This is a genomic window from Xanthomonas sp. CFBP 8151, from assembly GCF_011761885.1.
Lineage (GTDB): Bacteria > Pseudomonadota > Gammaproteobacteria > Xanthomonadales > Xanthomonadaceae > Xanthomonas > Xanthomonas arboricola_B.
Window position 1 is genome coordinate 1,037,275 of sequence record NZ_JAASQZ010000001.1, and the last position, 21,427, is coordinate 1,058,701.

Genomic DNA, 21,427 nt, shown 5'->3' on the forward strand with positions numbered 1-21,427 from the left:
TGGGAAGGCAGCCGCAGGTGCTGTACAGGTCCGGCAGCAGGTCGCGTCCGTCAGGGACGTGGCACGCGCACGGCTGGCATCAGGGGGGGGCGCCGGCGGTCGAGGCGGTGCATCAGGGCAAGTGCTGTGCAGGGATGTATGCCGCGTGCCGTCCAAGCGCGTGGCCAGGCAAAGCGCCGCGTCGCATTCCGCGACCACGGCCGTGGGTGTTGGACTCCAGACCCGAGGATAGATCGATGCGTCGTACGTTGAGCAAGTTCAAGTCGAAGGCCATGTTTACCTTCGTCGGTGGCATCCTGGTGATCAACCCCGCCTTTGCGCAGGACGCTGCCGCGCAGCAGGTGTCGCCGCGGCAGTCCGGCGCACAAACCGCCACCACCCTGGATGCGGTCAATGTCACCGGCATCCGCAGCAGCCTGGATCAGTCGATGGGCATCAAGCGCGATGCTGCCGGCGTGGTGGATGCGATCAGTGCCGAAGACATCGGCAAATTTCCCGATACCAATCTGGCCGAGTCGCTGCAACGCATCACCGGGATCTCGATCGAGCGCCGCGATGGCGAAGGCGCGCAGGTCACCGCACGCGGCTTTGGCCCGCAGTTCAATACGGTCACGCTCAACGGCCGCCTGATTCCCGGCGCCGATGCGTTCGGCGCGCCGGGCCAGACCCCGATCGGCGGGGTGGAGGTGGGCACGCGCGCGTTCAATTTCGCCCAGCTGGCTTCCGAAGCCATCACCGGGATCGAGGTATTCAAGACCAGCCGTGCCACTGCGCCCAGCGGCGGCATCGGCGCCACCATCAACATCCAGACCGACAAGCCGTTCAATCACGAGGGCGTGGTGGCCAATGCCGGCGCCAAGATGGTGTCGGATCGTTCGCAGCCGTTCGGCGATTCGCTTACCCCTGAAGTGTCCGGCATCTTCAGCTATACCAATGCCGACAAGACCTTCGGCATCGGCTTGAGCGGCAGCTATCAGAAGCGTCACGGCGGCTCGGTGCAGGCCACCGAAAACACCTGGAACATCCAGCGCTGGACCGGCACCGATCCGGCCTTGCGTCCGGATGCGGTGGTGACCAATGCACCGGCGATCGGCCAGCTGTACGGCATGCCCAACGATCTGCGCTATGCGTTTGCCGACTTCCAGCGCGAGCGCACCAACGGCCAGGCGGTGCTGCAGTTCGCACCCAGCGACAGCCTGACCCTGACCCTGGATTACACCTATTCGTCCAACGAGATCCGCGAAGAGCGCGGCGAGCAGGGCATCTGGCTGCAGCGCGCCAACAGCTTCACCGATCTGACCTTCGATACCGGCCAGGCGGTGGCCACGCCGGTGTATCTGCGCGATGTGCCCAACGGTGCCAAGGACTTCGGCATGGAGCAGCAGCGCAACGAGCAGAAGTACACGCTCGGCTCGCTCGGCTTCAATGCCGATTGGCAGGTGAGCGATCGCTTCCAGCTGTCCTTCGATGCGCACAACTCCAAGACCAAGAGCCTGCCCAACGACCCGGTCACCGGCGGCAGCGCCACGTATTTCAGTTTTGCCGGCACCAACAACTGCAGCAACGGACCGTCCTGCGGCGGTCAATGGGGGCAGGAGTTGCGCTTCAACAACGGCCTGCCGATCGGCGCACGCACCTGGTATCCCACCGCGGCCGATTCCCTGGCCGGTACCAACGGCGTGCTCAACCCGGACTTCACCCCCGCCGAGCTCGGCTCGCAGGTCTTGCGCATCTTCTATCAATCGCAGGTCACCGAGATCAAGGAAGGCCGCATGGACGGCACCTTCGACTTCGAGGACGGACGCTTCCAGTTCGGCGTGAGCACGGCCGACACCACCATGAACCGGCTTACCAGCGACACCTATTCGACCCTGGGCGACTGGGGTGTGGCCAACGCCGGCAACGAGCCGGGCATGCAGGCGCTGCTGCGACCGGTGAGCATCACCGGCATGTTCGAGGACTTCAACGCCAACGGCGCGGCACCCAGTGCATGGCGCGGCGATGCCGATCAGCTGGCGCTGTGGGGTGGCAGCCAGTACGGCGCCACGACCCGCTACAACCCGCAATACAGCGCCGACAACCAGGTGGAAGAGAAGACCCGCGCCGCCTACGTGCAGCTGGAACTGAAGGGCGATATCTCCGGCATGACCACCAATACGCGGCTGGGCTTGCGCTACGAGCGTACCGATGTGGAATCCACCTCGCAGGTGGCTACGCCCACGGCATTGTTGTGGCAGGCCAACAACGACTTCCAGCTGTTGCGCTCCACCGAGCAGCAGCCCTTCAGCGAAAAGACCAGCTACAACTACATCCTGCCCAATCTCGACTTCAGCATCGACATCTCCGATCAGCTGAAGGCACGCGCCTCGTTCGGCCAGACCATCGCACGTGCGCCCTACAACAACCTGATCGCCGGCCCGACGCCGAATACGCCCAACGGCTCGATCCTGATCAATCCCTCCAACCGTGCCGGCGGCAGCTCGCAGAACCCGCAACTGGATCCGCTGGAATCGGACAACCTCGATCTGGCGCTGGAGTGGTACTTCGCCGATGCCAGCTACGTGTCGGCCACGTTCTGGAACAAGCGCGTCAGCAACTTCATCGGCAACACGGTCTCGCGCGAGTCCTTGTTCGGGCTGCGCGATCCCACCTCCGGCCCGGATGCCCAGTCCGCGCTGGCATTCCTGCAGAGCGGCGCCTGCGCGGCGCAGGTGGGTGCTTCGGGCAACGACGTCGCGGCTGCGTGTTCGGCCAACGACACCTCGCTGTTTGCGGCAATGGCGCTGCTGCGCAACGCCGCGGCCACCGGCGGACTGGCCGCCTACAACGGCAGCTCCGCACAGAGCCTGGCACTGGAGAATGCCTACGACATCGTCGGCAATGCCTCCGATCCGCTGTATCAGTTCGACGTGTCGCGCCCGGTCAACCAGAACAAGGCCAACATCCACGGCTGGGAACTGGGCGGGCAGTACTTCTTCGACAGCACCGGCTTCGGCATCTACGCCAACTACACCATCGTCGAAGGCGATGTGGGCTTCGACAACACGGTGATCGACCGCGACCAGTTCGCGCTGCTCGGCCTGAGCGACACCGCCAATGTGATGTTGATGTACGAAAAATACGGCTGGAGCGCGCGGCTGGCCTGGAACTGGCGCGACCAGTACCTGATTGCCGCCAACCAGGACAATGCCAACCGCAATCCGTACTACGTCGAGGCCTATCAGCAGCTGGATCTCAGCGTCAGCTACAGCTTCAGCAAGCAGCTCTCCGTTGGCTTTGAGGCGATCAACCTCACCGGCGAGGACGTGCGTTGGCATGGGCGCTCGGACAAGCAGATCATCCGCCTGATCGACCAGCAGCCGCGCTACACGCTGGGTGTGCGTTACGCGTTCTGACCCACCGGCTGCGCTCACTTCCCTCCCGGTGAGCGCAGTCGGTGCCTGGTGTGGCAGATGCCGGCGTGCAGCCTGCTGCGGGCCTGTGGTGCGCGTTTTTTGAGGTAGCCGGGCAATCGTTCGCTGGCTGCGCCGAGTGGCCGGGGTCGAGTTGTCAGCCTGCGTGGCGCTGGTCTGGCGACCGCAACCGCAGGCACGAGCTCGATGCCGCGACGCATTCGTCGGTGCAGCCGGTACGCATTGCGGTTGCCTGCAAGCAAACGCCCGCCTGCTGATGGCCGCTATGGCAGCGCAGCGACGCCGATTGCCGCAGGCTTGTTCCCATGTTGCTGTGCCGCTTGCCGGCCTGTCGCTTTTTGGCAATGCTCGCCAACAGCGGGCGCGCCACCTGGCCGCGCGATCAAGGCATTCCACGCAATGCGGTACTCCGTGGCGGAGCACCGTGGGAGTTCCAGATGACGCGATACGCAGTGCTCAACAATGTGGCGCATCATGATCAACGCGTCGTGCTGCGCTTCGGTGCCGAGTTCGGCGATGCGCTCGGCCTGGTGCCGGCGTTCGTCACCGAATACGCCGAGTTGCAACGCGAGTACCCGCTGTTCTTTCGCACGGATCCGGCCACCGGCGGCTACCAGTCGGTGGCGCTGCTGGGCTTTGCACAGGACGAGAATCTGTTCCTACAGGACGGCCGTTGGACTGCCAGCTATCTGCCCGGCATCGTCGCCAAGGGGCCATTCTTGATCGGTTTCCAGGAGCAGCGTATCGATGGCGCCCTGGTGCAGGAGCCGGTGATCCACGTCGATCTGGAGCACCCACGCATCAGCCGCCACCAAGGCGAGGCGGTGTTTCTGCCGCAGGGCGGCCACAGCCCGTACCTGGAGCACATCATCGGCGTGCTGCGCGGCATCCGCGACGGTGTGGATGCCGGCCAGGCGATGGCGGCCGCGCTGGATGCGCTGGGGCTGATCCAGCCGGTGCAGCTGGATGTGGCGCTGGATGCCACCCACGCCACCAAGCTGGAAGGCCTGTTCGCCATCGACCGCGAGCGGCTTGCCGCACTCGATGCCTCCTCGTTGCAGCAACTGCATCGGGCCGGCTATCTGGAGGCTGCGTTCCTGATGCTGGCCTCGCTGCACAATGTGCGTCGGCTGATGGCCGAGAAGCAGCGCCGCCTGCAGCAGGCGCACAGTGCGTCTGCGACTGCTGCGTTTGCCTGAGCGCATGACGACCGGCGCAGCCTTCTCCTCCATCGCGGCCGTCGCCGAGCGCAGCGATTGCCACCCCGACGCGCTGCCGCTTGCCGCGCTGTGCGATGCCGCCGAGCCGGTGGTGCTGCGTGGCATCGCACGCGACTGGTCGCTGGTGCAGGCCGGGCTGCGCAGCCCCGAGGAGGCGATGGCGCTGCTGCGCGCGCACGATAGTGGACGCCCCCTGCAGTATTCCCGCGGCGGCCCGGAAATCGCCGGCCGGCCGTTCTATACCGACGATTGCAGTGCGCTGAATTTCGAGGTGCAGCGTGGCAGCTTGAGCAGCTTGCTGGAATCCATCGTCACGTATCGCGACGATCCGCAGCCGCCCACCTATTATCTTGCGTCGTTGCCGGTCGACGACAACCTGCCGGGTCTGCGTGCAGGCAACGATCTGGATTTTGCCGCCAGCGGCATCGCGGTGCAGCCGAGTATCTGGATCGGCAATCGCGTCATCGCCTCCTGCCATTACGATGCGCCCAACAACCTGGCCTGCTGCGCGGTGGGACAACGTCGCTTTACGCTGTTTCCGCCCGACCAGGTGGTCAATCTGTATCCCGGCCCGCTGGACCCCACGCCGGGCGGGCAGGTCGTGAGTATGGTGGATATCGCCGCCCCGGACCTGCTGCGGTATCCACGCTTCGCCCAGGCGCTGGCGCAGGCGCGCACCGCCGTGCTGGAGCCGGGCGATGCGGTGTTCATTCCCGGTATGTGGTGGCACCACGTGCAGTCGCTGCAGCCGTTCAACGTGCTGGTCAACTACTGGTGGAGCAGCGTGCCCGCGTACCTGCCGGCGCCGATGCCCGCGCTGTATCACGCGCTGTGGGCCATCCGCGATCGCCCGGCGGCGGAGAAGGAGGCCTGGCGCGCCCTGTTCGACTACTACGTGTTCGGTCCTGCCGAGCGCGCGGGCGAGCACCTGCCCGAGCAGGCACGGCATGCGCTGGGCCCGATCGACCCCACGCTCGCGCGACAGCTGCGCGCGATGTTGATCGGCAAGCTCAACCGCTGATGCGCCAGATTGGTTCCAGGGCCACCGACCGGACAACTGCGCAGCTGCCGGACGGCCAGGGCCGATGTGCGGTATTCGCATGCGCCACTCACGCGTTCCGCTCCCTGCGGGCCTTCCGCGTTGTCCAGACGATCGATCAAGACCTCACCCCCAATCCATCACACAGGAGCGCGCAGTGAGCCAAGCCCCGATTCGCAGGGTCGTCATCGCCGGTGGCGGTACCGCGGGCTGGATCGCAGCCTGCGCGCTGTCGCATCAGTTCCGCGAGCTGCTGGAGATCACCCTGGTCGAATCCGAGCAGATCGGTACCGTGGGCGTGGGCGAATCCACGGTGCCGCCGATCCGCACCTTCCATCGTTTCCTGCAGATCGACGAGCAGGAGTTCTTGCGCGCGGTGGCCGGCACCTTCAAGTTGTCGATCTCCTTCGAGCATTGGCGCCGCCAGGGCGAGCGCTATCTCCATCCGTTCGGTATCACCGGGCAAAGCACGCTGGTGTGCGCTTTCCATCATCTATGGCTGGAGAGCCAGCGCCGCGGCATGCCGGGCAGCTTTGGCGATTACTGCCTGGAAACCGTTGCCTCGCGCGTGGATCGTTTCGCGTTGCTGCGCGAGCCTGCGGTCAATTACGCCTATCACCTGGATGCCGCGTTGTATGCCAGATTCCTGCGCGCACGCAGCGAAGCCTGTGGCGTCAAGCGCATCGAGGGCAGGATCCAGCAGGTGACGCTGCAGCCAGACAGCGGCGATGTTGCCAGCCTGCTGCTGGAAGACGGGCAGCTACTCGAGGGCGATCTGTTCATCGATTGCAGCGGCTTTCGCGGCCTGCTGATCGAACAGGCACTGCACACCGGTTACGAAGACTGGAGCCACTGGTTGCCGTGCGATCGCGCCGTTGCGGTGCAGACCGAGGCGCTTGGCCCGCCGGTGCCGTACACCCGCGCCATCGCGCACGAAGCCGGATGGCGCTGGCATATCCCGCTGCAGCATCGCGTCGGGAATGGTCTGGTGTTTTCCAGCAGGCACCTGTCCGACGACGAGGCGCATGCCAGGTTGCTGCGCGATGTGGCCGCGCCTGCACTGAAGGACCCCTGGCTGGTGCCGTTCCGTACCGGCCGCCGGCGCAAGGCCTGGAACCGGAACGTGGTGTCGCTGGGCCTGGCCAGCGGCTTTATCGAACCGTTGGAATCCACCAGCATTCATCTCACCATTGCCGCAGTGGTGCGTCTGATCACCTTGTTCCCGGCAGAGGGCATCGCGCCCTCGCAGGTGGAGCTGTTCAACGACATCAGCCGCGCCGAGATGGAACATGTGCGCGACTTCATCATCCTGCACTACCACGCCACCCAGCGCGACGAACCGCTATGGCGCCAATGCCGCGCGATGGAGCTGCCCGACTCGCTTACCCTGCGCCTGCGCGCCTGGCGCGAACGCGCACATGCCTGGCAAGCGGCCGATGAACTGTTCCGCGTCGACTCCTGGACCCATGTGCTGATGGGGCAGGGCATCGTGCCCGAACAGCATCACCCGCTGGCGCGCGCGGTGTCCGATCGCGACTTGTGCCGCCTGCTCGACGGCATCGCCCAGCCGATCCGCCACGCGGTGGATCAGATGCCGTCACAGCAGGCGTTTATCGACGCGTATTGCGAGGCAGGTGCGAGCGTATGGGGCCTGCGCAGTCCGGTGGTGACTTAGGGCCGCTGGCAAAAGGCTGCATAGCCGGCAGGCGTGCGCCGCCGTTGCCCGGAATCGGCATGGGCTGCTCGTACACTGCGGTTCCGGGCGCGCCGTCCACGCCCCACCTGACGGCTGCGTGCTACGTATTAGCCGCTCTTGGGCACACGAAACCGGAGATGCAGTGCCGCGTGCTGTTTGATGCCCGGTCCGCGCTGTGCATTTTGATCTTTGGCTGGTTAAGGGCGGTTCGCAACATCGCGGCCGGACGCAGATCGAATGCGCTGACGACCGATCGCTGCAGCGCCCAACTGCTCTACTACAACCGCATCAAATCCTTGCCGACCACAATCGGCCCGGCGTAGTGCGTGCGCGCGCCCTCGCTCCACATCGCATCGGTGATCGTCGGGTCGCCGCCAGGGACAAGATGGTTCAGCACCAGCATCCTTGCGTTGGCCGCTGCAGCGATCCTGCCGACTTCCTCGCCGGTGGAATGGCTCTTGAGCAGATGGTCGAGCAAGGTCGGCGCGTTGTCGTTGGTCTTGAGCATGCTTTCCAGCGCGGGCAGGTACATCACCTCGTGCACCAGGATGTCGGTGTCCTTGGCGAATTCGGCCAGTGCAGGCAGGTAGCGCGTATCGCCGGAGAACACCACCGTGCGGTCGCGCGCGGCGAAGCGGTAGGCGAACGCCGGCTTGAGCGTGTAGTGATCCACCAACGTGGCGGTGACGGTGACCTGGTCGTTTTGCAGCACCGTGCCGGGGTGGTCGAACTCGTGCACATGGATCAGCTGTTTGAATGGCGGGCGGCCTTCTTCGCGGATGCGCGCATTGATGTCGATGGCATTCATCTCGACAAACGCATTCACCATCCTGGCGATGCCGGGCGGGCCATAGAGATGCACCGGCGTCTGCAGCCCGCTGGCCCAGGCCAGCCACACCACGTTGAGCAGGTCGGCATTGTGGTCGGAGTGGTGGTGGGTGAGAAAGATGTCGCGCAGCGCAGGCAGGCGGATGCCGGCTTTGGCCAGTTGCTGTGCAACGCCATTGCCGCAGTCGATCAGGTAGGGCTGCCCGTCGATGACCAGCGCATTGGCGGCCGCGGCGCGCAGCGGTGATGGCGTGGGGCCGCCCTTGGTGCCGAGCAGCACCAGTACGCTGCCGTTGGCCGGGAAGGACGCCGGCGGCGTTGGGTCGGATGACGCGATGTCTTCCTTCGGCTCGCGCCGTAACGCGGCACCGAGCTGGCTCGTCACGCTCAGCGTGGTCGCTGCCAGCGCGATGCGCAGCACCTGGCGACGGGAAGGGCGTGGCGAAGAGGCGGACATGACGGCTCCTGTCGAAGCGGGGGAGAGAATGTGCCAGGCGGGGCGTGGCACTGCGTCAGACTATCGTGGGGCGGCCGGGGTTTGCGACGGCGCCACGCAAACCTCGGCACCGGCATGCCCGCGCCCGATGCAGGAGAGCCGCAACTGCGATGCACGCGGTGCGTGTACTGCTCGGTCCGATGACCCTTCCCGAATCGGCCACGTTCGATCCATCCGTCGCCTTCCAACGGTGGGCTTGCATCGAGTGCCTTCAGAGCTCCCGTGCGATGAACTCGTTCAACGCAGGCGAACGATAAAACGCCATGCATTGCGCGAAGATCCGGTTGAACGGGCCGCGGCGGGCTTCGTCCTTCATCGGCACTTCGGCGCGATTGAAGTCTGCCGTCCGCCCGGCCACGAAGCGATGCAGGCGGTCGGTGGCACCGGTCTTGGCATTGTCGAGCGCATAGGTGGTCAGCAGATACGAGCGATCGCGCAGCTGGTCGGCGGTGTATTTGCCGCTGCGCTGATAGTTATTGTCCAGGCACAGCTGCAGCGCGTAGGCCTTGACGTCGTCGCGATTGGCGGGCTTGCCGGCTGCATGGGCGGTGACCTGTAGCGACAAGGCCAGGAGTGCAGCTGCGGCGATGACATGAGGAGTGCGTTGAACGGGCATGCCGATCCAGGTGAAGGACGAGCTGCCAAGTCTGCATCATCCGGGCACTGCAGATGAAGGACTGCACGCTGACCGACGTATGCGGTCGACAACGATCCCCAGATCGACTCACCTAAGATCGATGCACTTCCATCGATCCACGAAGCACCTCAAACAACCGGCCGCGCTCCGCGCAGTCCAGTGCGCAGTCGCACGTGGCAGGCGCTACCCGCCTGCCACGCGCATCACCCGCTTACGGGCCGAAGTAGGTGGAAATGCTGGAATACACGTCCGAGAAGCGCGAGTAGTAGTCCGGGTCGGTCTGCGCGGTGCAGAACGAGTAGCCGCCGTACAGGCCGCCGCGCAGCTGGTAGGCCCCGCCGCTGGCGACGGTGAACAGGCCCGAGCCGGACGAGCCGCCTTCGGTGACGCCATCGTTCCAGACCACACGGTACAGCGGGCTCTTGCCGTCGATGGTGGTGCTCAGCCCGTTGACGGTGCCCAGCGAGTACTTCTTGACGTCGCCGGACGGGTGGTGGATGCCGACGATCGACGTGCCGGTCGCGCCGATCGCCGCGCTGTTCCAGGCCGCATAGAACGCGCCGCTTGGCGGTGCGGTCTTCAGCTCCAGCAACGCGGTGTCGCGCGTGGTGTTGGCGTGGCGCAGGAACGCGCCACCGGTCAACGTGGTGGCCTGCGCGCTGGCAGTGTTGCCGTTGCAGCTGGCCGCGTCGTAGAACCAGTAGGTCTGCAGCGTATTGGCCACCGTCTGCGTGCTGATGCAATGCGCCGCAGTCCAGAACAGATTGCGCTTGGGCGAGTTGGTGTTGTTGAGCAGCGTACCGGTGCACAGGAACGAGCCCTGACTGGTGGTGAACACCATGCGCGCAACCGCCTTTGCAGCGTTGGTGAAGCCGGCGGTGGGATTGGCGCGGCAAACGATATCGTTCTGGCAGGAATCGCTCTCGCCGATGGCAATGGTCATCATGTCGCGCGCGCTGGCGGTGGGGCTGATGTCCAGATGCGACAGCTGCGGGATGCTCAGGCTGAAGTTCTCCGGATACTGGCCGGCCGGCAGCGACAGCTCCACCAGCAGATTCTCACCGTTTACGGTGGGCGACCAGCCGATGGCGTCGCCGCCGGCGGCGAAGCTGGCACCGGATTGTTCGAACACCCTGCCGTCGTCGCCGGCAAAGCGCAGCGTCACCTTGGACGGATCGCCCGGCGTGGCGCCGGCGCCACGCAGGATCAGCGACGCACGCAGCGAGGCCGCCTGCGCGGAGCCGACGTTCAAGGTCGCCACGCGCGAGCCGTCTTTGGCCATCTTCCAATCGAGTGTGGCCAGATTCACCAGGGGTTTGGCAACCGTGCGCGAAAACCCGATCTGCAGGGGCTGCCCATGTTTGACCTGTGCGATGCGGCGCTCACGCACGCGACTGATCTCGGTGCTGGTGGGCGCAGTCAGTTGCACCACACGCGTGGGCAGGATGCCTCCACGCAGACTTGCCGACTGCAACGTCGCCGCGCCGAGTTTGGCTGCTTGCGGCGCGGTACTCACTGGCGCGGCGTCCATTTCGGTCGGCGGCGTTGCCAGTGCAGAGCCGGAAACGGCGGAAAACAGCGCCAGGTACAACGCATTCTTGCGATTCATGGGTAGTCCTTCTCGTCAGGGAACGACAGGTTGCGGCGGGGGCCACATCCTGCGGGCGCCATCATTGGCGCCGAATGAGACTAGCGAATGTTGACGGCTGAATATGTGCTGAAAATCTCGTTCAGAAGGTAGCGGCCGACAAAAACACAAGCGTATTTTGCGTGCGGCGGTCGACGTGTGCACGCCTTGGCACTCGCTTGCGCAGACGCAAGGCGCCGCAATGCGGCATCCTGGGAATCGTCTGCGACACGCGTGCCGCTCCACCTGCGGCAACACGATCGCGCACGCCGCCGCCAGCGACGCTTCGATCAACCTGTCAGACGCTTCAGGCGGATACGCTGCATGCGGGAGGGCCAGCGCGCATCGCCGTTGCGGGCGTTGCCCTGCGTGCTCGACGTACCTGCAATGTCGATGCGCGCCAGCAGACCGCTGCAGGGCCGCACACTGAGCCGCGACGCACTATTCCAACGCGTCGCTGGCGCGGAAGTCGGTCGAGCGACCGCTGACTTTCAGAAACGCCAGGACGGCAAGCCCGACCATCATCCAGGCTGCGCCGCCCAGTTGCGCATGCTGGTCGGCATTGATCAGCACATACGCCAGGATCACGATGCCGATCAACGGTGTCGCTACATGCAACAGTGTGCTGTGGCCCTGTCCGCGAAAATGCCACAGCACTGCCGCATGCAACAGAATGAAGGCGGTCAGCGCGCCGACATTGCACAACGAGGACAGCAGCGCGATCTGTCCGACGAAGACTTCGCCCAGCACCATGCTCAAGCCTGCCACCAGCAGGATGGCGCGCTGCGGTACACCGGAGCGTGGATGGATGTAGCGAAGAAAGGCAGGCAGCTGGCGATCGCGCGCCATGGCGAACAACAGGCGCGATGTGGCGGCCTGCGCCACCAACGAATTGGCAACGGCCGCACTGATCGCAACCGTGAGCGCAATGACGATCTGCAACCACGGCCCGGCGATCAAGCGCCCGATCTCGAAGAAGGCATCGTTGGAGGCCTGCGCGCTGGGATAGCGTTGCAGGGTGGGCTGCAGCAGCGCCGCCAGCCAGGTCTGCAGCACGAATAAGCCGGCCACCAGCAACAGCGACAGCAGGGTTGCCCGCCCGACCACGCGGTTGCCGCCACGGGCCTCTTCCGACAGCGTGGAGATTGCATCGAAGCCCAGGAACGACACCGCCGCCACCGACAGGGCGCTGAAGATCAACTGCGGCGAAAATGCCTGCGGGTTGTAGAACGGACGTAGGTTCCAGTACGCACCATTGACGCCACGCTGGATCGCCACGCTGGCCAGCACCACGAACACCGCCAGCACCACGAGCTGCGCGTAGAGAAAGAAGCGATTGGCACGCGCGGTGGTTTCGATGCCGCGCAGGTTGACCAGCGTGTTGAGCACCACGAAGAAGGCGATCCACGCCGGCTGCGGCACCGCCGGCAACACGTTGTGCATGGCGTTGGCGCCGACCACGTAGAGCAGGGTCGGCACCAGCAGGTAATCGAGCAGGATCGCCCAACCGGCCAGAAAGCCCACGCCGCTGCTCACGCCCCGCCCCACGTACGCGTACACCGAGCCGGCGACCGGAAACGCCTGCGACATCTGCTGGTAGCTCAACGCGGTGAACAGCATTGCCACGAAGCCGACCAGGTAGGTCAGCGGCACCATCCCGGCACTGATGTCGAACACGCCGCCGAAAATGGAGAATGGCGCGGTCGGCACCATGAACACCAGCCCGTAGATCAGCAGATCCTTGAGCGTGAGCTGCCGCTTCAGCTCCTGGGCGTAGCCAAAGCGCTCCAGCGCGGCCGCGGCGTCGCGGCAGGGTGTGTCGGTCATGCAGGTGTCCGCTGAAAGGAATGCCGGGTCGCGACGCAGGCGCGGTGGGAGCGTCTGTACGTCGATGCTTCTGTGCAGCTGCCTGGCTGGCATTGTGACGATAATGTGGCCGCCAAACCCATCCATTGGTAAAAATGCTAGGTTTTCCCTGCTGGATGTCATCCAGCGGCGCACGTCGGTACCGAATGACCCCCATGTTCGACACTTTGGCCAGCCTGGGCCGCGATCTGCAGGCGCTGCACACGCTCAATGCCTGCCTGGACCGGGCGTTTGCCGATGTCTGTGGGCTGGGCTTCCAGTCGCTGGTCTACGATTACGCGCCGGTCCCGCTGAGCCTGGAAGGGGCATTGATCACCCCGTCGGTGTTCATGCAGCGCAATGCGCCGGGCGACATGCAGCACATCTGGTGCGAGCACGGCTATTACCAGCACGACCCGGTGCAGCAGCGTGCGACGCGCCGCACCACGCCATTCGTGTGGTCCTACCGCAGCGACGGCGAGATGGAAGGCGTGGAATACGTCGGCAGCCAGCATCGGCAGGTCACGCGCTATCTGTGCGATAGCGGCATGGGAACCGGTGTCACCGTGCCCCTGCACCTGCCGGGTGGCGCGTTCGCGACATTCAGCGCTGCGGTCGACGCGGTCGCGGCCGAGGCGCTGCGGCTGGCCGAAACCCAGCTGTCGCCATTCCTGCTGCTCGCGCATACCTTCCAGGCACGCGCGCAGGAGCTGCTCGATCCGCAGGAACGCCGCTGCCACCACATCGCGTTGACCCGCCGCGAGCGCGAATGCCTGCAATACTCGGCCAAGGGGCTGACAGCCAAGAGCATCGCTGCTGCGCTCAACCGCTCCACCGCCACGGTGAACCTGCATCTGAACTCGGCAGCACGCAAGCTGGGCGCGCGCAATCGCGTCGAGGCCGTCGTACGCGGCATGCATTATTGATTGCTGGAGCCGTAGGCGCGTCGCGGTCGGCGCCTGCGACTCCAGGCCGCGATAGACGATTTCCCCAGTAGTGAAATTTGGCGATCGGCAAGCGCAATCGCTGCACTGGTCGATGCCCGTCCTGGCGACCAGCTACGCGCTCGGCTGGATCGCACCGCTCGCCTGTCGGGCACTGACCTTCCAAAGCGGCGCGAACCTGGGAGTTTTGCCAGTTATGGCGCGGCGTTTCGCTGGCTAGGCTCGGTGCTCATTCTTGCCGTCAGCAGGCGCAGGTCATGCAGTCCACCGAGGGTTACGTCGAATTCCGTGGGTACCGTACCTGGTACCGCATCACCGGCGATCTGCGCAACGATGCCTGCCCGCTGATCGTGCTGCACGGCGGCCCCGGCTGCACCCATGACTATGTGGACAGCTTCAAGGACCTGGCGGCCAATGGCCGCGCGGTGATCCATTACGACCAGCTCGGCAACGGCAAGTCCACCCATCTTCCCGATGCAGACCCCGGTTTCTGGACGGTGGGACTGTTTGTGGACGAGTTGCAGGCCTTGATCACGCAGTTGGGGCTGTCGCAGTACGCGTTACTGGGGCAGTCCTGGGGCGGGATGCTGGCGGCCGAGCATGCGGTGCGGCGGCCGGCCGGCCTGCGTGCGTTGGTGATTGCCAACTCGCCGGCATCGATGGGCTTGTGGCGCGCTGCTGCGCTGCGGCTGCGCGCGCACCTGCCCGAGCACATCCAGGCGGCGCTGGACGCGCACGAAGCGGCCGGCACCCTGGACGACCCGGCCTATCGCGTCGCAAGTCAGGTGTTCTACGCCCAGCACGTCTGCCGCGTGTTGTCCTGGCCTGCGGAAGTGGCGCGCACCTTCGCCGCCATCGATGCCGACCCGACCGTGTATCACGCCATGAATGGCCCGACCGAATTCCATGTGGTGGGCAGCCTGCGCAACTGGAGCATCATCGAGCGCCTGCATCGCATCAATGCGCCCACGCTGGTGCTGTCGGGCAAATACGACGAGGCCACACCGGAAACGGTGGAGCCGTACGCGCGCCTGATCCCGGACGTGCGGTGGCATGTGTTCGCCAATTCCAGCCATATGCCGCATGTGGAAGAACGCCCGGCGTGCATGCGCCTGGTCGGCAACTTCCTCGACGACCACACGCCGTGGCCCGGCGAGCAGCTGGTGCATGCGTCCATGCAGGCCAGTCGCGCGGTTTGAGCCGATGCAGTGTGGGACACTTAAGTGCGCACGCGAACCTGCGCGTGCCCGGCCTGCGGGCGCTGCTGCGACGGGTCGCAATCGAGCATGAACTGCCTTGCTGGCGCATCGTGGGAGCAAGGTTGCAACAGTGATCGTGAAGAGCAGTCGTATTGATGCAGGCAGCTGTGCCTCATACGTCCGATGGCCCACGGCACGCGGTCGTGCGCAGCTACCAGTGCGCAGTACCTGGTGATGCACGCGGATGCCTACAGGCGCATTTGCCGCTACCAACGGCAGTCGAAAGCGTGAGTGCGCAAACGCAGCATCGGCCGGCGTTTGCATGGATAGAAAACACATGTGCATACAAAATACACATTGCGCGCGGCGCAGCAGTGTCCTGTCCCGGGTGTCTCCCGCTGTCTCTTTCGCATGTCCTGCAAGAAGAACACCGTGGTGCGTCAAAGTTTCAGTGATGGATAATTGTTTTATGTCTTAAATCGCGCGAAGAATGCGGCCCCCACGCACCGCTTTGCTGTTGTCGTCGCTGCGGCGCAGACAGCATGCATCGCTCGTTCACTTCTTTGGGAGAGGCTGCATGATGATCAAGACACTCCAGGGCACACTTGCGCTTGCACTGTCCGCCTGCACTGCGGGCGCCATCGCCGGCCCGGTCGGATACGGTGCCGGCACTACCGGCGGCGGCAACAAGACACCGGTGACTGTGGCTACCTTCGCGGCGATGCAGGCCGCGATCGACAGTTATTCCGGCAGCGGCGGGTTGGTGCTCAACTACACCGGAAAGTTCGATTTCAGCACCATCAAGGACGTCTGCGCACAGTGGAAATTGCCGGCCAAGACCGTGCAGATCAAGAACAAGAGCGACATCACCATCAAGGGTGCCAACGGCTCGTCGGCCAACTTCGGGCTGTGGGTGGTGGGCAACTCCAGCAACGTCATCATCCAGAACATGACCATCGGCCTGCTGCAGGGCGGCGAAGATGCCGATTCGATTTCCCTGGAAGGCACTTCCAGCGGTTCGCCGTCCAGGATCTGGGTCGACCACAACACCGTGTTCGCCTCGTTGACCAAGTGCTCCGGTGCCGGCGATGCGTCCTTCGATGGCGGCATCGACATGAAGAAGGGCACCCATCACGTCACCGTGTCCTACAACTACGTCTACAACTATCAGAAGGTCGCGCTCAACGGATTCAGCGACAGCGACAGCAAGAATTCGGCCGCTCGCACCACCTATCACCACAACCGCTTCGAGAACGTCGAATCGCGCGTGCCGTTGCAACGTTTTGGGCTGAGCCACATCTACAACAACTACTTCAACAACGTCACCACCTCGGGCATCAACGTGCGCATGGGCGGGGTGGCCAAGATCGAGTCCAACTACTTCGAGAACATCAAGAACCCGGTGACCTCGCGCGACAGCAGCGAGATCGGCTACTGGGACCTGATCAACAACTACGTCGGCAGCGGCATCACCTGGGGCACCCCGGATGGCAGCAAGCCCTACGCCAACGCCACCAACTGGATCACCAGCAAGGTGTTCCCCGAACCGCTGGGCTACACCTACAGCATCACTCCGGCCGCACAGGTCAAGGCCAAGGTGATCGCCACCGCCGGTGCAGCCACCAACCTGGCCGAGTAAGCGGCAACGGGGCGCGGTCACATGGATCCCCGGCCTGTCCGGGGATTCTTGTCGGTGGTGTGCAGCTGGTTCGTGCACTGGTGGTTTGAAGACGGGTACGTGGTCACCGGTTGCTGCGTACGTGGCGGTGAAGCTGCCGGCGGTGGAGACGGGCAAGAGCCCGCCCGGGCTGATCCACCCTCGCTTCCTGGTCGGCGTCAAGAGGCGCGGCGGGCGACGCGACGCGGTATCGTGTTGCGATTCCATCCATCCAAGCCCGTCCATGCCGCTTCCGACCGATCCCGTTGCTGAGCACGCTCCGTCCGCCGCGCCCGCATTGCGCCATGCGCTGAAACCGCGGCAATTGATGATGATGGGCCTGGGCACGGCGATCGGCGCCGGGCTGTTTCTTGGCTCGGGCGTGGGGATCCACGCGGCGGGGCCGGCCGTGCTGGTGTCGTACCTGATCGCCGGGGCGCTGGTGATCATCGTGATGAACGCGCTGGGCGAAATGGCCGCTTCCAAGCCGGCCAGCGGTGCGTTTTCGGTGTACGCAGCCGACGCGATGGGGCCGACCGCCGGGGCGACGGTGGGCTGGTTGTGGTGGCTGCAGATCGTGGTGGTGATCGCGGCCGAAGCGGTCGGCGCGGCCGGCCTGCTCGCCTCGGTATGGCCGGCGTTGTCGGTGCCGTTGCTGGCGGTGGTGTTCATGGCCACCTTCACCGCGATCAATCTGCTCGGCGTGCGCAATTTTGGCGAGTTCGAATTCTGGTTCGCCATCCTCAAGGTCGTTGCCATCGTGGTGTTCCTGCTCATCGGCGTGGCCCTGCTGGCCGGGTGGCTGCCCGGCGTGGTGTCGCCGGGGCTGTCCAACTTCACCCGCAACGGCGGATTCGCGCCCAAGGGGCTGGCCGGCATCGGATCGGCGTTGCTGGTGGTGGTGTTCGCCTTCGGCGGCACCGAAATCGTGGCAGTGGCCGCTGCGGAAACCGCCGACCCGGGCCGCAGTCTGGCACGCACGATTCGCACCGTGGCCTGGCGCATCCTGGTGTTCTACATCGGCTCGATCAGCGTGATCGTGGCAGTGGTGCCGTGGACCAGTACGGCGCTCAGCTCGCCGTTCGCTGCCGTGCTGGAGGTGGCGCGCATTCCCGGCGCGGCCACCGCCATCACCCTGGTCGCCGTGGTGGCCTTGCTGTCGGCACTCAACGCCAATCTGTATGGCGCCTCGCGGATGATCTTCTCGCTGGCCCAGCGCGGCGAAGCGCCGCGGCTGCTTGGCAGGACCAGCGGCGAGCAGGTGCCGCTGGCGGCGGTGATCGCCAGCGTGCTGTTCGGTTTTGCCGCGGCAGCACTGGAACTGCTGTATCCCAACAAGGTGCTGCCGATGCTGCTCAACATCGTCGGCGCCACCTGTCTGCTGGTGTGGGCGATTTCGCTGCTGTCGCAGCTGATCCTGCGCGCACGCGCCGACCGCGCCGGCATCGCGTTGCCGTTCCGCATGCGGGGTTACCCGTTTCTGACCTTGCTGGCCTTGGCGATTCTGGCGGTGATCTTCGTGCTGCTGGCGTCGTCGGTGGACACCCGTGCGCAGTTCCTGTCGATGGTCGGCTTGACCGCCTTCATTGCAATGGTCAGCGGAGTGGCCAGACGCGCCCGTGGTCGGGCCTAAACGTGCGGGTTCACGTGACTGGGTGCGTGACCGTCCGGCAGCGAAGACAAGCCTGCAGTGAGTTCCTGCACACCGCCGGAGCCAGAACACGCAAGCAGTCTTGCGGTGTTTTCCTTGCCATCAGGCGGGCGGGTCGCCGGATCTGCTGATCCATGTGTCTGCAACATTGCCATCTGGCCGATGGCAAGCCGAACATGGTGCCGGCGGGTCGGCGCGAGGCATCGTGGATGCGTATAGCAGCCATTTGTTGCGGGCCTGGGAGCGTGCGCTTCCCGGCGGCCTGGGTCCGCTTGGGGGGGGGCGGTGGACCTTCCATCGCGTGCCGGCGTGCACTCGCTAAAGCCGGGTGCATCGCGGTGACCGGTGTGCGCGCAACACATCTGGGTGCAAGGAATGCGCGCTGCATTGCACACCGGGTGCAGCATCGCGCGCTGCAGCCAGCAGAACCACTGCGCCGCCGTCAGGCGCGCACGGCCGGTGCTCGGAATGGGCACGAACCGCTCGTGCGCTCCGGTTCTGAGCGCGCCGTCCGCACCCGCCTGACGACCGCTGGCTACGTTTCGTTGGCCGCGCCTGGCTGCACAGGCGCGGCCATTTGCCGCAGATGCGACGCCGTGTCGCATCGGGAACGCGCACCACCGTCGTTATGATGATCCTTTCGTGCAGACGTCGCGATCGACTGGCCTGTCGTCTTGGCAATCGACCTGGACTCCGTGCGCTGATGCTGACCTATTTCCTGGAGGATTCTCCATGGATGCCTTGCTGTTATCGCGGATCCAGTTCGGATTCGTCATCGCATTCCACGTGCTGTTTCCCGCATTCACCATCGGGCTGTCCAGCCTGCTGGCATTTCTCGAATGGCGCTGGCTGCGCACCCGGCTGCCGGTATGGCGCGAGCTGTATTTCTTCTGGCAGAAGATCTTCGCCGTGTCGTTCGGCATGGGCGTGGTCAGCGGCATCGTGATGGCCTTCCAGTTCGGGGCCAACTGGCCGGAGTTGAGCCGGATCGCCGGCAGCGTGATCGGCCCGTTGCTGAGCTACGAAGTGCTGACCGCGTTCTTCCTCGAAGCCGGTTTCCTGGGCGTGATGATGTTCGGCTGGGGGCGCATTTCCGAACGCCTGCATTTCCTGGCGACCTGCATGGTGGCGCTGGGCACGCTGTTTTCCACGTTCTGGATCCTGTCGTCCAACAGCTGGCTGCAGACTCCGGCCGGCTATGAAGTGGTCGACGGCATCGTGCATCCGGTGGCGTGGTTGACGATCATCTTCAACCCCTCGTTCCCGTACCGGCTTGCGCATATGGCGTTGGGCTCGTTCATCACCACCTGTTTTGTGGTCGGTGCGGTGGGGGCGTGGTATCTGCATCGCGGCGTGCACTGCGAGGCCGGGCTGCGCATGCTCAAGCTGGCGGTGGCGTTCGCGGCGATCACCGTGCCGCTGCAGATCTTCGTTGGCGACATGCATGGCTTGAACACGCTCAAGCACCAGCCGATGAAGATCGCGGCGATGGAAGCGCACTGGCATGACGAAGGCCAGGGCCAGGGGTTTCCGCTGGTGCTGTTCGCCCTGCCCAATGCGCAGGCCGAGCGCAACGATTACGAGGTGGCGATCCCGCGCCTGGGCAGCCTGATCCTGACCCACCGTCTGGAAGGCAGCATTGCGCCGCTGACCTCGGTGCCGGCCGCCGATCGCCCGCCGGTGATGCCGGTGTTCTTCGCCTTCCGCATCATGGCCGGGCTGGGCTCGTTGATGCTGCTGGTGGCCTGGGTCTCGGCGTTCGCCTGGTGGCGCGGCAAGTTGCTGCGGTGGCGCTGGTTGCTGGCGACCTGGCGCTGGATGTTGCCGAGCGGCTTCATCGCGCTGGTGTCGGGCTGGTTCGTCACCGAGATGGGGCGGCAGCCGTATGTGGTCTACGGGCTGTTGCGCACCGCCGATGCCGTCGGTCCGCAATCGACGCTGATGACCGCAATCTCGCTGGCGGTGTACGTGGCCGGCTATGCGTTCGTGTTCGGCTGGGGCATCTGGTACCTGGTCAAGATCGGCAAGATCGGCCCGACCCCACATGACGCGCCGCAGCTGGACCACGGCGAACACACGCCGGCACGGCCGCTGTCGGCGGCCGATGAACCGATCGACGGAGCCGCATGATGGACATGAGCAGCGTATTGCCGGTGGCGTGGTTCGCGGTGATCGGTTTCGGGGTGCTGATGTACGTGGTGCTGGACGGCTTCGTGCTCGGCATCGGCATCCTGGCGCCGTTCCGCAAGGACGAAGCGCAGCTGGATCTGATGATGAACACCGCCGCCCCGATCTGGGACGGTAACGAGACCTGGCTGGTGCTGGGCGGGGCAGGGCTGCTGGCGGCGTTTCCCAAGGCGTATGCGGTGATCCTGTCGGCGCTGTATCTGCCGGTGCTGTTGATGGTGATGGCGCTGGTGTTCCGCGGGGTGGCGTTCGAGTTCCGTTTCAAGGCGCATCGCTCGCGGCGGCTGTGGAGCAATGCCTTCGCTGCCGGCTCGATCCTGGCCACGTTTGCGCAGGGCGTGATCCTCGGCGCGCTGGTGCAGGGCCTGCCGATCGAAAACGACCGCTATGTCGGCGGCATCTGGGGCTGGTTCAGTCCTTTCGCGATGCTGACCGGCGCGGCGCTGGTGTTCGGCTACGCCTTGCTCGGCAGCACCTGGCTGATCCTCAAGACCGAAGGCCATGTGCAACAGCTCGCGCGGCAGTTGAGCCGGCCGCTGACCATCAGCGTGTTGATCTTCATCGGCCTGGTTAGCGCGTGGTTGCCGTCGCTGCAATCGCATGTGATGGACCGCTGGTTCAGCGGTGCGCATTACCTGTGGCTGATGCCGGTGCCGGTGCTGGTCGCCATCGTCGGGTTCGCGCTATGGCGTTGCACCGACACGGGGCGGCCGGATACGCCGCCGTTCCTGTTGGCGATGGGCCTGTTCGTGCTCGGTTTTCTCGGCCTGGTGCTGGGCATGTGGCCGTATCTGGTGCCGCCGGTCTACACGATCTGGCAGGCCGCCGCGCCGCCGTCGTCGCAGTTGTTCGCACTGATCGGCCTGGTAGTGCTGCTGCCGCTGATCCTGGGCTACACGGTATGGTCGTATCGCGTGTTCCGCGGCAAGATCACCGCCGATACCGGCTATCACCACTGATCGGGCGCAGACCGCATCCGCGCAATGGG

Annotated in this window: 14 protein-coding genes and 2 other RNA genes; 12 read left to right on the forward strand and 4 right to left on the reverse strand. The window is 65.1% G+C overall.

Annotation, left to right across the window (positions count from 1 at the left end; all coding sequences use genetic code 11):
* Positions 1-236: 236 nt before the first annotated feature.
* The 5 genes from FHT08_RS04330 (at position 237) to FHT08_RS04350 (ending at position 7,481) form a co-directional block, all read left to right on the forward strand.
* On the forward strand, positions 237-3,395 hold the full coding sequence (locus FHT08_RS04330) for a TonB-dependent receptor (RefSeq protein ID WP_166774396.1): 3,159 nt from the start codon (positions 237-239) through the stop codon (positions 3,393-3,395).
* A 455-nt stretch (positions 3,396-3,850) separates the two neighbouring features.
* Complete coding sequence (locus tag FHT08_RS04335) at positions 3,851-4,612, forward strand: SapC family protein (RefSeq protein WP_166774397.1); 762 nt, start codon at positions 3,851-3,853, stop codon at positions 4,610-4,612.
* A 4-nt stretch (positions 4,613-4,616) separates the two neighbouring features.
* On the forward strand, positions 4,617-5,654 hold the full coding sequence (locus FHT08_RS04340) for a cupin-like domain-containing protein (protein ID WP_166774398.1): 1,038 nt from the start codon (positions 4,617-4,619) through the stop codon (positions 5,652-5,654).
* Positions 5,655-5,829: 175 nt separating this feature from the next.
* A complete protein-coding gene (locus FHT08_RS04345; RefSeq protein WP_166774399.1) occupies positions 5,830-7,347 on the forward strand; it encodes a tryptophan halogenase family protein in 1,518 nt (505 codons plus the stop codon).
* Between the two features lie 59 nt (positions 7,348-7,406).
* Positions 7,407-7,481: non-coding RNA, sX9 sRNA (locus FHT08_RS04350), on the forward strand.
* 164 nt (positions 7,482-7,645) lie between these two features.
* Here the strand turns inward: FHT08_RS04350 and FHT08_RS04355 are convergent.
* The 4 genes from FHT08_RS04355 to FHT08_RS04370 all read right to left on the reverse strand — a co-directional run bounded on the left by FHT08_RS04355 (position 7,646) and on the right by FHT08_RS04370 (position 12,783).
* Positions 7,646-8,653, reverse strand: a complete 1,008-nt coding sequence (locus tag FHT08_RS04355) for an MBL fold metallo-hydrolase (RefSeq protein WP_166774400.1) — start codon at positions 8,651-8,653, stop codon at positions 7,646-7,648.
* A gap of 250 nt (positions 8,654-8,903) precedes the next feature.
* Positions 8,904-9,308: a hypothetical protein gene (locus FHT08_RS04360; protein ID WP_166774401.1), complete on the reverse strand. Its 405-nt coding sequence runs from the start codon at positions 9,306-9,308 to the stop codon at positions 8,904-8,906.
* A 232-nt stretch (positions 9,309-9,540) separates the two neighbouring features.
* Positions 9,541-10,938 carry a trypsin-like peptidase domain-containing protein gene (locus FHT08_RS04365; RefSeq protein ID WP_166774402.1) on the reverse strand — a complete coding sequence of 466 codons (1,398 nt, stop codon included), beginning with the start codon at positions 10,936-10,938 and terminating at the stop codon, positions 9,541-9,543.
* 459 nt (positions 10,939-11,397) lie between these two features.
* Entirely contained in the window at positions 11,398-12,783 is a 1,386-nt protein-coding gene (locus tag FHT08_RS04370; protein WP_166774403.1) for an APC family permease, read from the reverse strand.
* A 194-nt stretch (positions 12,784-12,977) separates the two neighbouring features.
* On the opposite strand from FHT08_RS04370, the gene FHT08_RS04375 reads away from it, so the two are divergent.
* The 7 genes from FHT08_RS04375 (at position 12,978) to cydB (ending at position 21,398) form a co-directional block, all read left to right on the forward strand.
* A complete protein-coding gene (locus FHT08_RS04375) occupies positions 12,978-13,727 on the forward strand; it encodes a LuxR family transcriptional regulator (RefSeq protein ID WP_166774404.1) in 750 nt (249 codons plus the stop codon).
* A 275-nt stretch (positions 13,728-14,002) separates the two neighbouring features.
* Positions 14,003-14,944, forward strand: a complete 942-nt coding sequence (locus FHT08_RS04380; protein WP_166774405.1) for a proline iminopeptidase-family hydrolase — start codon at positions 14,003-14,005, stop codon at positions 14,942-14,944.
* 577 nt (positions 14,945-15,521) lie between these two features.
* Positions 15,522-16,583, forward strand: coding sequence for a polysaccharide lyase family 1 protein (locus tag FHT08_RS04385; RefSeq protein ID WP_166774406.1), 1,062 nt, complete (start codon positions 15,522-15,524; stop codon positions 16,581-16,583).
* A 262-nt stretch (positions 16,584-16,845) separates the two neighbouring features.
* On the forward strand, positions 16,846-18,234 hold the full coding sequence (locus FHT08_RS04390; RefSeq protein ID WP_166774407.1) for an amino acid permease: 1,389 nt from the start codon (positions 16,846-16,848) through the stop codon (positions 18,232-18,234).
* Between the two features lie 492 nt (positions 18,235-18,726).
* Positions 18,727-18,803, forward strand: a non-coding RNA gene (locus FHT08_RS04395) — sX9 sRNA.
* 181 nt (positions 18,804-18,984) lie between these two features.
* Positions 18,985-20,382 carry a cytochrome ubiquinol oxidase subunit I gene (locus FHT08_RS04400; RefSeq protein WP_166774408.1) on the forward strand — a complete coding sequence of 466 codons (1,398 nt, stop codon included), beginning with the start codon at positions 18,985-18,987 and terminating at the stop codon, positions 20,380-20,382.
* Positions 20,382-21,398 (forward strand): cytochrome d ubiquinol oxidase subunit II, encoded by a 1,017-nt coding sequence (gene cydB / locus FHT08_RS04405; RefSeq protein ID WP_166774409.1) that lies wholly within the window; start codon positions 20,382-20,384, stop codon positions 21,396-21,398. Before FHT08_RS04400 ends, cydB begins: the two co-directional genes overlap by 1 nt.
* The last annotated feature ends 29 nt before the right edge of the window (positions 21,399-21,427 follow it).

What these genes read in the sequence shown, in the direction of transcription:
- FHT08_RS04360 (WP_166774401.1), bottom strand. Translation starts at nt 9,308, where the DNA reads ATGCCCGTTCAACGCACTCCTCATGTCATCGCCGCAGCTGCACTCCTG.
- FHT08_RS04375 (WP_166774404.1), top strand. Translation starts at nt 12,978, where the DNA reads ATGTTCGACACTTTGGCCAGCCTGGGCCGCGATCTGCAGGCGCTGCAC.
- FHT08_RS04385 (WP_166774406.1), top strand. Translation starts at nt 15,522, where the DNA reads ATGATGATCAAGACACTCCAGGGCACACTTGCGCTTGCACTGTCCGCC.
- FHT08_RS04355 (WP_166774400.1), bottom strand. Translation starts at nt 8,653, where the DNA reads ATGTCCGCCTCTTCGCCACGCCCTTCCCGTCGCCAGGTGCTGCGCATC.
- FHT08_RS04380 (WP_166774405.1), top strand. Translation starts at nt 14,003, where the DNA reads ATGCAGTCCACCGAGGGTTACGTCGAATTCCGTGGGTACCGTACCTGG.
- FHT08_RS04400 (WP_166774408.1), top strand. Translation starts at nt 18,985, where the DNA reads ATGGATGCCTTGCTGTTATCGCGGATCCAGTTCGGATTCGTCATCGCA.
- cydB (WP_166774409.1), top strand. Translation starts at nt 20,382, where the DNA reads ATGGACATGAGCAGCGTATTGCCGGTGGCGTGGTTCGCGGTGATCGGT.
- FHT08_RS04330 (WP_166774396.1), top strand. Translation starts at nt 237, where the DNA reads ATGCGTCGTACGTTGAGCAAGTTCAAGTCGAAGGCCATGTTTACCTTC.
- FHT08_RS04365 (WP_166774402.1), bottom strand. Translation starts at nt 10,938, where the DNA reads ATGAATCGCAAGAATGCGTTGTACCTGGCGCTGTTTTCCGCCGTTTCC.
- FHT08_RS04370 (WP_166774403.1), bottom strand. Translation starts at nt 12,783, where the DNA reads ATGACCGACACACCCTGCCGCGACGCCGCGGCCGCGCTGGAGCGCTTT.
- FHT08_RS04390 (WP_166774407.1), top strand. Translation starts at nt 16,846, where the DNA reads ATGCCGCTTCCGACCGATCCCGTTGCTGAGCACGCTCCGTCCGCCGCG.
- FHT08_RS04340 (WP_166774398.1), top strand. Translation starts at nt 4,617, where the DNA reads ATGACGACCGGCGCAGCCTTCTCCTCCATCGCGGCCGTCGCCGAGCGC.
- FHT08_RS04335 (WP_166774397.1), top strand. Translation starts at nt 3,851, where the DNA reads ATGACGCGATACGCAGTGCTCAACAATGTGGCGCATCATGATCAACGC.